Annotated in this window: 10 protein-coding genes; 8 read left to right on the top strand and 2 right to left on the bottom strand. The window is 73.4% G+C overall.

The features are described from left to right. Positions 1 to 7: 7 nt before the first annotated feature. Both amrb99_RS40705 and amrb99_RS40710 read left to right on the top strand, forming a co-directional pair. Positions 8 to 3133 carry an ATP-binding protein gene (locus tag amrb99_RS40705; RefSeq protein ID WP_347257064.1) on the top strand — a complete coding sequence of 1042 codons (3126 nt, stop codon included), beginning with the start codon at positions 8 to 10 and terminating at the stop codon, positions 3131 to 3133. Between the two features lie 111 nt (positions 3134 to 3244). Then, positions 3245 to 3733: a hypothetical protein gene (locus amrb99_RS40710; RefSeq protein WP_190866637.1), complete on the top strand. Its 489-nt coding sequence runs from the start codon at positions 3245 to 3247 to the stop codon at positions 3731 to 3733. On the opposite strand, the gene amrb99_RS40715 is transcribed toward amrb99_RS40710, so the two are convergent. Together amrb99_RS40715 and amrb99_RS40720 are read right to left on the bottom strand one after the other, a co-directional pair. Beyond that, positions 3673 to 4668, bottom strand: coding sequence for a hypothetical protein (locus tag amrb99_RS40715; RefSeq protein ID WP_190866639.1), 996 nt, complete (start codon positions 4666 to 4668; stop codon positions 3673 to 3675). The genes amrb99_RS40710 and amrb99_RS40715 overlap by 61 nt on opposite strands. A gap of 248 nt (positions 4669 to 4916) precedes the next feature. After that, positions 4917 to 6611, bottom strand: a complete 1695-nt coding sequence (locus tag amrb99_RS40720) for a hypothetical protein (protein ID WP_190866641.1) — start codon at positions 6609 to 6611, stop codon at positions 4917 to 4919. Positions 6612 to 7007: 396 nt separating this feature from the next. Here amrb99_RS40720 and amrb99_RS40725 point away from each other — a divergent pair, with 396 nt between their 5' ends. The 6 genes from amrb99_RS40725 to amrb99_RS40750 all read left to right on the top strand — a co-directional run. Further along, positions 7008 to 8258: a MurT ligase domain-containing protein gene (locus amrb99_RS40725; protein WP_190866643.1), complete on the top strand. Its 1251-nt coding sequence runs from the start codon at positions 7008 to 7010 to the stop codon at positions 8256 to 8258. Continuing rightward, on the top strand, positions 8248 to 8958 hold the full coding sequence (locus tag amrb99_RS40730; RefSeq protein ID WP_190866645.1) for a glutamine amidotransferase: 711 nt from the start codon (positions 8248 to 8250) through the stop codon (positions 8956 to 8958). Before amrb99_RS40725 ends, amrb99_RS40730 begins: the two co-directional genes overlap by 11 nt. Before the next feature lie 120 nt (positions 8959 to 9078). Then, positions 9079 to 10515, top strand: coding sequence for a metallophosphoesterase family protein (locus amrb99_RS40735; protein WP_190866658.1), 1437 nt, complete (start codon positions 9079 to 9081; stop codon positions 10513 to 10515). A gap of 101 nt (positions 10516 to 10616) precedes the next feature. Beyond that, the gene (locus amrb99_RS40740; RefSeq protein ID WP_190866647.1) at positions 10617 to 11162 is read left to right on the top strand and encodes a hypothetical protein; all 546 of its coding nucleotides are present in this window, start codon (positions 10617 to 10619) and stop codon (positions 11160 to 11162) included. Then, the gene (locus amrb99_RS40745) at positions 11159 to 11404 is read left to right on the top strand and encodes a hypothetical protein (protein WP_190866649.1); all 246 of its coding nucleotides are present in this window, start codon (positions 11159 to 11161) and stop codon (positions 11402 to 11404) included. The genes amrb99_RS40740 and amrb99_RS40745 overlap by 4 nt, the downstream gene beginning before the upstream one ends. Positions 11405 to 12183: 779 nt before the next feature. Next, positions 12184 to 12766 (top strand): DUF222 domain-containing protein (locus amrb99_RS40750; protein WP_190866651.1); only part of this gene is annotated, 583 nt, incomplete at its 3' end.

The raw sequence follows: 12766 nt of genomic DNA on the forward strand, positions 1-12766 counted from the left end.
TGGTCGGGTGACGTTCCCCCCTGGTTCCATGCCGCCCGGTATGCCCCCGTACGGACGGGGGGCGGGGATGCCGCCCGGCGCGCCGCCGCCCCGGATGGGCGGAGCGGGCCGCGGTGCCGGTGGTGGTGCGGGCGGCGGCGCCGGCGGCGAGTGGGGCGGTGAGGCGGTCGCGCTGCCGGGGCCCTGGTACCGGATCCAGGCGATCCCCGCGCCGCAGCGGAACGCGTCCGCCGAATGGGACTTCGTCAGCGTGCTGCCCGCCGCGCTGTCGGCGGCGCGGCGGAGCCGCCCGTTCGTCGTCGGATGGCTGTCGGCGGGCGGCGGCGCCCCGCTGGAGCTGATCACCAACGCGGGCCCGATCGGCGCGCCCGGACCGGACGGTGAGGCGCAGGGACTGCTGTTCCCGAGCGGCGCCCGCGGCGTCCGGGTCGGCGACGGCTGGCTGCGGCAGGCGTCCCGGATGGCCTGGACGCGCTGCCCCGGACGCCTCGCCCCGCAGGTCGGCCCCACCCTGCCGGACGGCGGCAGGGGCGGTCCCGGCCTGTTCGAGGCGACGCTCGTCACGCTGATGGAGCGGCCGTTCGCCTGGTTCGTGGTCGCCGAGCCGTGCGACGAGCGGCTGATCGACACCGAGATGCGCGAGCTGCACCACGAGCTGCGGATGCTGCGGCGCGGCGAGGACGAGCAGGCCCGGCTCGCCGTCGCCCGCGCCGACCAGCGGCTCGCCGAGCTGGACGCGTTCCGCGAGGCGGGGCTCTGGCAGGTCCGGGTCGTCGCGGGCGCGGCGACGCAGGAGGAGCTGGGGCAGATCGCGCCGGTCCTCGTCGGCTCGATGGAGCTCGGCCACCACCCGTACCGGCTGCGGTCGGGGCACGGCAGCGGCACGTTCGACGAGATGCTGCGGCCCGCCGCGGAGCCGGCGCCGCTGCGGCCCGGGGCCGAGCCGGAGCAGCGGTTCCCGTTCGTCGCGACGGCGGGCGCGCTCGCCGCCCTCGCGGGCCTGCCGCGCCGCGAGGTGCCGGGCCTGCGCGTCCTCGACGCCGGGTACTTCGACGTGACGTCGGAGACCGACGACGCGCCGGCCCGGCGCCCCGAGGCGCGGATCGAGCTGGGCGCGATCCTCGACGGCCAGGACCGGCAGGTCGGCACGTTCACCGTCCCCCGCTCGACGATCAACCGGCACGTGTTCGTGACGGGCGCGACCGGCGCGGGCAAGTCGCAGACCGTCCGGCACCTGCTGGAGCAGCTGACCCGCGCGGGCGTGCCGTGGCTGGCGATCGAGCCGGCGAAGTCGGAGTACGCGGCGATGGCGGGCCGCATCGAGGACCTCGGCGGCCCCGTCACGGTGGTGAACCCGTCCGACCCGGCGTCGGTGCCGCTGTCGGTGAACCCGCTCGCGCCCGAGCCGGGCTACCCGGTGCAGGCGCACATCGACATGGTCCGCGCGCTGTTCCAGGCCGCGTTCGACGCCGAGGAGCCGTTCCCGCAGATCATGGCGCAGGCGCTGCAGCGCGTCTACGAGACGAACGGCTGGGACGTGGTGACCGGCGCGGGCGTCCCCGGCTCGCTGATCGAGCCGGCCGTCCCGACGCTGGAGCAGCTGCAGAACGCCGCGCTCCAGGTCATCCAGGACGTCGGGTACGGCCGCGAGCTGATGGCCGACGTGCAGGGGTTCGTGGACGTCCGGCTCCGCTCGCTGCGGATCGGGTCGGCCGGCCGGTTCTTCGAGGGCGGGCATCCCGCCGACATCGGCGGGATGCTGCGCGACAACATCGTCCTGGCCATCGAGGACGTCGCGAACGACGAGGACAAGGCGTTCCTCATGGGGACGCTCATCATCCGGATCGTCGAGCACCTGCGGATGCGGGAGCGGCGCCGCGACCGGTCGGACGGCCCGGCGCTGCGGCACGTCATCGTCATCGAGGAGGCGCACCGGCTGCTGCGCAACCGCGGCCCCGAGCGCGGCAGCTCGCACGCCGTCGAGCTGTTCGCGGGGATGCTCGCGGAGATCCGCGCGTACGGCGAGGGCATCATCGTCGCCGAGCAGATCCCGACCAAGCTCGTCCCCGACGTGATCAAGAACACGGCGCTGAAGGTCGTGCACCGGCTGCCCGCGCACGACGACCGGCACCAGGTCGGCGCGGCGATGAACCTGGACGCCGACCAGTCCCGCGAGGTGGTGTCGCTGCGCCCCGGCGTCGCGGCGGTGTTCGCCGACGGGATGGACCGGCCGCTGCGCGTCCGCGTCCCGCTCGGCGAGGGACGCGAGGCGGAGCTGCCCGGCCCGCCGCCTCCCGTGGACGGCCGCCGGTCCGCGGCGTGCGGCTGCGAGTGCCGGTCCGGGCGCGCCTGCACCCTCTACGAGCTGCGCGAGGCCGACCTCGTCGCGGGCCATCCGGACTGGGCGTGGCTGCGGCTGTGGGCGGACACCCTCGTCCTCGCGCACGTGGTGAACCGGCCCGTGCCCGCCGTCCCGCCGGAGCTGGGCCGGGCCTGGTCGCGGCTGGCGCCCCGGCTCCGCGAGTGCGCGCTCGCGACCGTCCTCGAAGGCGCCGTGACCCGCCGGTCATGGGCGCTGCGGACCGTGTACCCGCCGTCCGACCTGACCGCCACCGCCGCCGGCGCCGCGCAGAAGCTCCTCGGCGGCGGCGCCTCCGGTGCCGCGCCGGGCCCCACCTGGGTGATCCCGCAGGTCCGCTGGCTGCACGAACTCGACCGGCTGTTCCCCTACGGCGGGGGCGTCCCCGACAAGCACGCCCCCGCTCCGCCGCTGGACTACCAACTGCCCGGTCTCAAGCAGCCGCCGCAACCGAAGTTCGGCCACCGGCTGCGCGCGCTTCGCCGCCACCCGCTGTCCATGGAACTGGACCGCAACCGCCCCCTCGCCATGACCGCGCTGGAAGGCGACGACGAGCACGCGGGCTTCTACGCGGACCTCGCGGTCGTCGCGATCGGCCTCCCCGAGGACGAGCAGATCGAGGACGCCGCCCGGACGATGGGCGTCGAGGAGTGGCTGGAACCGGTGCTGAGCTGGCCGGAACGCTTCGTCGAGCCGTTCGCCGACCCGTCCGCCGGCCTGCCGTTCCTGTCCCGCGAGCCCGAGCCCGAGCCGGGCGGCGCCGACGGCGGGTGAGCCGTCCACGACGATGCGATCACGATCCGGTGATATCTCACCAGAACCCCGCATGCGTCGCTAGATTCTTTCTCCGGACCGGCCCGCCCACCCGCGCGGAGGGAGCGGCACATGGACCCGCAGACCGACGACCGGACCCGCTCCGGCGACACCGGCGGCCACCCGCGGCCCGTCCCGCGGCCCTTCTTCCGCCACGCGCCCGAGGCCGCCGACCCGTCCGGGCAGCCGCTGCAGAGCGCCACCCGCTACCTGTCGGCCGCCGTCTACCTGGACCGGCGGCTCTGCGACCGTGTCATCGCCGAGTTCCTGGACGACGAGCACCGCGCCGTCGTGCCGTCCTTCGGCTTCGACCTCGGCCCGGTGATTGTGCGGCGTCGAGGGTGTGCGGCGTCGAGGGCGTGCCGCCTCAGGAGCGTGCGGCGGGGGACAGGATCAGGAGCAGCCACACCTGCATGCCGCACGGTGCATGCCGGCGACCACGATGCTTCGGCGTCGGCCCGGCGCGCGGTGGTGCGCGCGGCCGTTACGCCGTTGGACCGTCAGATGTTGTCGCCGTCGCGGGTGGGGAGCCCGGCCTGCTGGGCGATGGGGGTCCAGTAGGTGATGAACTCGTTCTTCGCGTTCGTCGCCTCCTGGTTCACGTCCGCCACCTCGTCGTCGGACGGGCAGCCGGGCGCGACGTCCAGGTAGCGCTGGTTCGACTCGACCGACGCGCGCAGCGCCCGCACCAGCGCGTCCTTCATCGCGGTGCCGTTGTCGAGCGCGCTCACGTCCAGCGCGTTCGCCTTGTCGAGCTGCGTCTGCCGCTCGTCGTGGATGCGCTGGAGGCCGTCGGTCGGGCAGCCCTCGGTGACGACGGTGCCCAGCTCGGAACGGGTCCCCGCCATGTCCTCGATCAGGGCGTCGACCGTGCGGGCCTGCGCCGTCATGTCGGCGCTGGGCGAGCCGTCGGGGGTCGGGGAGCCGTTCGGGCTCTCGTCGTCGGTCGTGACCGGCTGGCCCGCCGGCGAGGACGCCGGTCCGGCGACGGACCTGGCGGGCTTGCCCGGCCCGCTCGGCCAGAACACGATGCCGAGCGCGACCACGACGAGGAGCACCACGCCGGCCGCGATGAGGAAGTACAGCGCGTTGTTCCTCTTCGGCGGCGCCGGCGGCTGCCAGATGGCGGGCTCGGCCCACGGCTCCGGCCCGAGCTGCGTCGACCGCTCGGCCCAGGGCTCGGGACCGAGCGGCGTCGACCGCTCGTCGGACGGCGGCATCGGGGTGGTGTAATCCGCCGGTGGCGGCCACTGCCCCTGGTCCGGCGCGTCCGGTACGGGGACCCACGGAGGCGGCAGCGGCTCGGCGGGCCCGGCGCCGAACCCGGACGGGGGCGCGCCGGCGGGCGGCGGCTCGAACGGGTTCCCCTGGCCGCCGGACGGAGCGGGCGGGACGCCGTAGTCGCGCGTCGCCTCGTCGTCCCGGGACGCGTCGCGCGCGGTCTCCTCGCTCGCGGACAGCGTGTGGCCGGGACCGTCCGGCGACGCCGGCCGCACCGGCGCGTTGCAGCGCGTGCAACGGGGGAGCGCCGGATTGGTGTCGCTTCCGCAGCCCGGACACCGCATAACAGCCCCTTACCCCGTGAGGTGCATCGGTGACAAGATACTGCCCCGCCCGCGCTAACGGACGGCCCCTCCGCGGGTCGCAACCCGGTTGTGATCGGACGGTCACGCCCGCGCACGGGCCGTGCGGGCCGCCGGGGCGGGCGCGGGCGGGCGCCGGACGGCCCGCCGCGCCCCGCCGGTCAGACCCGCTGCCAGCTGCGCACCGGCTGCCCGGTCTTCCTCGCGACCGGGTTCCACAGCGCGACGAACCGCTGCTTGGCGAGCGTCGCGCGGCGCTCGCCCTGCGCGCGTCCCGGCACGTGCGCCGCGTCCGGCTTCGGCTTGCCGTGGCAGTGCGCCCGGCTCCGCTGCGCCCACTGCAGCAGGAGCTGGTCGACCTGCAGCGACGCCTGCAGCGCCTGCGCCAGCGACGTCCGCAGCTGCTCGCCCTTCGTCAGCTGGCCGACCTTGAGGTTGCGGGTCCGGTTCAGCTGGTTCTGGCGGCGCTGGACGGCGTTCTGGAACCCCTGGACCGCGGCCGGCAGGTCCTTGCAGCGGCCCGCCCGCCCGAGCGCCCCGGCGAGGACGCGGCGCGCGTCGACGCTCGCGTCCAGCACCGCGCTCATGGCCTCGGCCTGCTGCTTCTCCGCGTCGCTGATCTTCTCCTTCTGCGCCACCGGCTGGCTGGACGACTTGGCGGCCTTCGGGGACGCCTCGTCCTTGCCGCCGGACGGCCACGCGACGAACGCGACCGCGGCGAGCGCCACCGCGACGAGGGCCGCGACGCCGATCAGCAGCGGCTTGCTCGTCCCGCCGCCGGAACGCGCCCGGCCCGGCGGGTAGCCACCGGGACCGCCCGGGCCGCCCGGGCCGCCCGGGCCGCCGGGGCCCATCTGGCCCATCGGCATGCCCTGGTTCCCTAACGGCATGCCCTGGTTCATCGGGTCGCCGTAGCCGCCGGGCTGGCCGAACCCGCCCGCCTGGCCGAACCCGCCGGGTCCGCCGGGGCCCATCGGGGGAGCGCCCATGACGGACGTGCCGCCCGGCTCCATCCGGGTCTGGTCGAACCCTCCGCCGCCGGAGCCGAAGTCCATCCTGGTCGGGCCGTCGAGCGGCGCGCCGCCCATCGGGCCCGCGCCCATCGGACCCGCGCCCATAGGGCCGCCGGGGGCGATCTGCGTCGCGTCCGCGTCCGGCATCGGCGGCGTGCCGAGCGGCGGCGTGCCGGCGGTCGGCAGCGGCGCGCCCCACCCCTGGTCGGCGGGCGGCTGCTGGGAACCGTAGATCTGGGTGGCCTCCGCCGCGTCCTGCGGGTCGGGCTTGCGCGGCTGGGCGAACCACGACTCCGGGACGATCGACTCGACGGGCGGCGGCTCCGCCTCAGGGGCGAGCGACCCGCCGGGGAACCCGCCGGGCGGCAGCGCAGGCGCGCCGGGCGCGGCGCCCAGCGCCGGCTGCTGCCCGTTCGCCTGCGACAGGCCGTTCGCCTGGCCGTTCGCGCCCGCCTGCTCGGAGGCCCACGCCGCCTGCGGCGGCGCGCCCGCGCCGTTGACGCCGTTGACGCCGTTCACCCCGTTCGCGGGGCCGTTGCCCGCGGGGAGCGCGGGCATGCCGCCGGTGGGCGTGTAGCCCTCCTGGTCCGGGTCGAACGTCCACGTCGCAGTGGACTCGGGGTCGGAGGGCGCCGGGTCGGCGGACGCCCACGCGGGCGTCGGCGGCGGTGGCACCATCATCGTCTTCTCGCCGAGGCCCGACCTCTCATCGAGCGCGGCGGCGGCACCGTCCTGGACGGGCGCCGGAAGCGGACCGACCGAGTACACATCGATCGGCGCGTCGCAGTTCGAACACTTGCCGAGCGTCCCGGGCGTGTGAGAACCGCACGTCGGACACTGCATCGCTCTGACCTCGCCTTGTCGCCGCTTGCCACGCCTGCGCATTCCGGCCCGCCGGCTCGGGCGGGCTGCCCTTCCCCGCAAACCGGCAGGGCTCCCGACAAAAGTAGTGGGTGATGTCGTTCTAGGGCGCGTGGATGGGAATCTGGACTCACCGCTGACGGGCTCGCACCGAATCACGACAGCTCGGTACCGGTCAAGATTGCCGCCGGTGGTTTACCGGAACGCCTGTGAGGCTGCTCACATCTTAGGGCGGACGGCCGCGCGCCGCCGGAGAACCGCCCGCACCGGCCGCCGCAACACGCCCGGCGCGCGGCGAGCGCCGCGCGCAGCGGCTAGGCTCGGAGCGGTTCAGGGCGCACTTGAACAAGACAGGCGCATCCAGAGAAGACGGAGTCCATGAGCGATCTTCCGCTGCGTTCGCAGCTGGCCGTCGCGCTCGGTCGTACGGCCGCCAAGATGTCCCGGATGGCGGGCCGCGGTGACGGCTCGGTGATCGGCGGGCGGATCGGCCTGCGCCTCGACCCCGAGCTGCTCACCAGGCTCGCCAAGGACCGCAAGCTCGTCCTCGTCAGCGCCACCAACGGCAAGACGACGACGACCCGGCTGATCACCTCGGCGATGACCCCGCTGGGCGAGGTCGCCACCAACGCGTTCGGCGCGAACATGCCCACCGGGCACGTGTCCGCGCTCGCGTCCGCGCCCACCGCCCGCTACGGCGTGCTGGAGTGCGACGAGAAGTACGTCCCGATGGTCCTGCGGGAGACCGGCGCGAACATCGTCGCGCTGATGAACCTCAGCCGCGACCAGATGGACCGCGCCGCCGAGATCTGGCTGCTCGCCGGCAAGTGGCGGCGCGCCCTGGAGGCGTCCCCGAACAGCCACGTCATCGCCAACTGCGACGACCCCCTGGTCACCTGGGGCGCGTCGTCCGCGAAGAGCGTCACGTGGGTCGCCGCGGGCCAGCACTGGCGCGAGGACTCCTGGTGCTGCCCCGAGTGCGGCGGCCCCCTCGACCGGCAGGACACCGACGAGGACAGCGACTGGGCGTGCCGGCAGTGCCACTTCCGCCGGCCCCGCCCCGACTGGGCGCTGAAGGGCGACCAGATCACCGGCCCCGACGGCCGCGCCTTCTCCCTCTCCCAGCTGTCCCTGCCCGGCCGCGCCAACCGGTCGAACGCGCTCATCGCGCTCGCGGTCGTCGCCCAGTTCGGCGTCCCGCCCGAGCAGGCGCTGCCGCTGCTGTCGCAGGTGCGGTCGGTCGCCGGCCGCTACACCACCGTCGAGCACCAGGGCCGCACGCTCCGGCTGCTGCTGTCGAAGAACCCGGCCGGCTGGCTGGAGGCGTTCGACGTCCTGCAGCCCGCGCCCGGCCCCGTCGCCCTGTCGATCAACGCGCAGGGCCCCGACGGCCGCGACACCTCCTGGCTGTGGGACGTCGACTACCGCATCCTGCGCGGCCGCCCCGTCTGGGTCGCCGGCGAGCGCCGCATCGACCTCGCCGCCCGCCTGGAGGCCGCCGACGTGCAGTTCACCCTGGTGGACGACATCGACCAGGCCGTCATGGCGGTGCCGCCCGGGCACCTGGACGTGATCGCCAACTACACCGCCTTCCAGAGCATCCGAACGAGGTACGGCCGTGTCGTCTGACCGCATCAAGATCGTCTGGATCTACCCGGACCTGCTCAGCACCTACGGCGACCAGGGCAACACCATCGTCCTGGAGCGCCGCGCGGCGCTGCGCGGCATCCCCACCGAGACCGTCAGCCTCCGCTCGGACGAGCCCGTCCCCGCCGACGGCGACATCTACCTGCTCGGCGGCGGCGAGGACCGGCCGCAGATCCTCGCCGCGCAGCGGCTGCTCGGCGACGGCGGCCTCGCCCGCGCCGTGCAGTCCGGCGCCGTGGTCTTCGCGGTCTGCGCCGGCTACCAGCTGCTCGGCCACGAGTTCGGCGGCGAGGAGGGCCAGCCCGTCCGCGGCCTCGGCCTGCTCGACATCAGCTCCGGGCGCGGCGAGCAGCGCGCCGTCGGCGAGATCGTCGGGGACGTCGCGGGCGAGCTGAACGTGCCGCGCATCACCGGCTTCGAGAACCACCAGGGCGTCACGCGGCTCGGCCCGAACGCCCGCCCGTTCGCGAAGGTCGTGCACGGCATCGGCAACGGCGACGGCTACGAGGGCGCCTACGCGGGCCGCGTGCTCGGCACCTACATGCACGGCCCGGCGCTCGTCCGCAACCCGGGCCTCGCCGACCTGCTGCTGCGCTGGGCCGTCGGCCACGACCTGCAGCCGATCGACGACTCATGGGCGGGCCGCCTCCGCGAGGAGCGCCTCGCCGCCGTCCTCGGCTGACCGGCCGGCAGCCCGCGAGTCGGGCCGGGCCGGGAAGGGGCCGGGCCGTCCGGCGGCGATCCGGTGAACGTTCGGTCAGGGGTCTGGCGGCGCGCCCGCCGCGCTGCCACCGTGGCGATCATGATCTGCTGCCGTCCCGGCCGCCGCGACCTGCTGCGCTGGAGCGCGATCGTGGCGGGGGCGGGCCTGCTGCCCGCCCTCGACCCGCCCTCCGCGCGCGCCGCCGGCACCGCCCGCCCGGTGAACCTCGAACTGGTGACGCTGACCGAGACGTCCGCCGTCCTCACCTGGTACACCGGCGTTCCCGGCACCGACGACGGGCTGGGGCGGATGCGGCCCGCCCCGTCCGACGCCGAGGTGCTCTACGGGACGCACCCGTCCCGCCTCACCCGCACGGCCCACGGGCCGTCCGGCACGCCGTACCACTACGTCGAACTCACCGATCTGGAACCGGGCCGCACCTATTACTACAAGGCGCGGTCCAACGGCGTCGCCGCCACCGCGACCGGGCTCGCAGGCGGCCAGGCGGCGGGTGTCCCGCAGGGGGACGTGTTCGCGTTCACCACGCCGCAGCCGCCGCCCGGCAGGCACCTCTTCTCCATCGCGCTCTGCAACGACCTGCACCTCGGGGAGACCGTCGCCGGGCTCATCGGGCAGCTCCCCTGGATCACGGGGATCTCGCAGGTGCCGGGCCACGCCCCCTACCCGGAGATCATGGCGAAGGCCCTGATCGCGGACGCCCGCGCGCGGGGCGCCAGCCACCTGCTCGCCGCCGGGGACGTCTCCAGCGAGGCGGCCCCTGCCGACCTGCACGGCGCGAAGAGCATCCTCGACACCTTCGGCACCTATACGCAGGACTATCTCGTCACCCGCGGCAACCACGACCGCGCTCACGAAGGCGCCGCCTACTCCACCTGCACGGTCGGCCGGTACCAGGGCAACGACTGTTTCCAGGACGCCTTCTTCCCGTCCGGTCCCAGCTATTTCGCCCATGACCTGCACGGGCTCCGCGTCATCGGCCTCGACACCTATGACAAGCCCGGGAACGGCGGCGACTCCGGTGGGCTGTCGCAGGAACAGCAGTCCTGGTTCGAGGCCGAACTCAAGAAGGACCCGGGCCGTCCGACGCTCGTCTTCGGGCACCATCCGCTCTTCACCGAGAACGACCCGCTGTCCGCCACCGGCGCCCATTCCCTCGACGCCGGGCAATCGCTGCGCATTCTCGGCGCCTATGCCCGCACCCCCGGAGTCTTCCTCCACCACGCCGGCCACACCCACCGGAACCAGCGGTCGGTGTTCCCGCTGGCGCCGAAGGTCGTGCAGCAGGAGGTCGGCGCCGTCAAGGAGTACCCCGGCGGCTTCACGCTGCTCCGCGTCCACAGCGGCGGCTACGCGCTGAACTTCTACAAGACCCGCAGCCCGGAAGCCCGGGCATGGAGCGAGCGGAGCCGGCAGGAACTGTCCGGGCTATGGCCGCAACTGTCCCTGGGCAACCGCGTCACCGACCGCAATTCCGTCGTTCCCCTTGACCTTTCCGGACTGGTATCCGCAGGCTGACGCGGCCTGTGGCGCGTACGTGAACGTTCGGTGACACGACTCCCGGAAAGGCGAGCCGGGCACGTACGCTGGCCGTACTGGCGACGTTTTCGGGGGATCTCGTGCCGACACGCGGTTGGCTGAGCCGGATCGACGAGGCGTCCGGCACGCTGCTGATCGGCGTCGCCATTGTGGCGGGCGCCGCGGTCGCCCTGGGATTGCTCGCCTGCGTGGTCTTGGTCTTCGCCGGAGTCGTGCACGCCCTGATTCCGTACTGGGCCTATATCCTCGCGGCGTTCGGCCTCCTGGTCGTCCTTCCGCTGACCGTCAGCGGCATCCGGAACTCCGGGCGTTCGCCGGAGCGGAAGACACCGACCGAGCCGCCGCGCCGGGGACCCTCCGCTTCGTCTTACCTGGGGGCGTCCGGCTGGGACGCGCCGCCCAGACGCCACAGCGGAACGTCCATCGACTGGCACACCGCCACGTCCTATTCATGCCGCCGCTGCGGACACAACTGGACGTCGCACGGGCGAGGCCAGGGAAGCTGCTCAGTGGAAGGACCGCCCTACACGACGGAGACCACCGTCGGCTGGGAAGGCGACATCATCCAGACCGAGAGCGGCACCCCGTGCGGATGCAGCCGGTACGAGGGCATCGAGCCGTCATGACGTGGCTGCGGAAGATCGACGAAGCGCTGGGCCGGCTGTTCCGTGTCCTCGCGGTCGTCGTCGTGGTGGCGGGCGCGCTCGGCCTGCTCGCCTCCGTCGCCCTGATCGTGGCCGGGCTGTTCAAGATCTCCCCCTTCCTCTCGCTCGGGGCCGTCGGGGTGGTGAGCCTGCTGTTCTACCTGGCGCGCAACACGGAAGGCGGCCCTCCGACCGAACCCGGGCAGCCAGGCGACTGGTATTAGCGCTCGTCCTCGGTACGGGAGCTTCCGCGCGCCTGATCTCTTCGCGCCTGATTTCTTTGCGCCTGATCTCTTCGCGCCGTCTCGCAGGTCGGTCTCCGAAGACCGGAGGAGACGACCCATGGCCTACCGGCAAGGCGGCCGCTGCCTGCTCGGAACCGAGAGCAGGCGTGCCCGCCGCTGCCTCGGCGAGGAAGGCGGCGCCGCCTGCGTCGCCAGGGCCGCACACCTCGAGATGTGGGCGGCCCGCGTCGCGTTGGGGCCTATGTGGGTAGGCGGCCTAGGCTTTCAGACACGCCTGCCAGGAATAGTCAACCTCTGATCATCATCATCGTCTTCGTTGCCGGTGTGAATGGAATTTTAGAACGAACTGTTTGAATGTTGAATCGCTTTGAGTTGGGGGTGGAAGGAGGCATCGCTGCGAGGTTGAAAGGGTGTTCGGGTGGTGGGGTGGCGCTTGCGTACGGGGCCGCCCCTCCAAAGTCAAGGGCGCCTTCGGCGTCGCTTCGCGATGGACTTCGTCCACCCTTGACTTTGGAGCCTCTGCGGCCCCTGGGCAGGTGTTGGGGGCAGGCTCCGCCTGCCCCGCCCCCGGGTCGCGCCACCCCACCACCCCCTCCATCAGGTACCGAGGGACGAGACTACTCCTTCCGCGAGGTACGAAGATCGACAATAGGCCACGCGACCCGGCATCCTTTCCCGCCCGAAAAATACCGAGAAGAATGTGGCCCGAACGGCCTTGAACGGCCTCGAATGTCAGTCACACAGGGTACTATTTACGTATGCAATCAGTGACGGTCGAGCTTGAGGCCGCGTCCACCATGGAACTGGTGAACGCGCTCTCAACCATCGCCACTGAACTCGCATCGCGAGAAGCCCCCGAATCAGCGGCCGCGTGCCTGGAACTCACCGAAACCCTGGTGGCAGCGTCCGATCTGCAGGAAAGCGTCCTCGCCGGATTCATCGGCCGAGTCGACGCCGCCGGAGAGCACGCCCGGTGGGGATATCCCTCCACCCAAGCATGGCTGCGATCGCGACTCGGCATGCGCGACAGCCGCGCCAAGGAGCGCCTCACCCTCGCCCGACAGCGCCACCGCCTACCGGAAGTCTGCGCACGGCTCGCAGCCGGGGACCTGTCCTACGGCTACGCCGCCACCGTCGCCGACTCGGTCGCCCGCCTCGACGACCACGACTGCGCCGAAGCCGAGACAATCCTCCTCGGCTTCGTCGACCAAGGATTCTCGGCCGGGAAGGTCGCCGCGTTCGGCCGCCGCATCCGCGACCTCATCGCCGAACGCGACGACACAGAAGAAGCCCCCGACGAGGACACCAAGCGCGGCTACGACAAGTCCTGGCTAACGACCA

This window comes from Actinomadura sp. RB99, assembly GCF_014706005.1.
GTDB lineage: Bacteria > Actinomycetota > Actinomycetes > Streptosporangiales > Streptosporangiaceae > Spirillospora.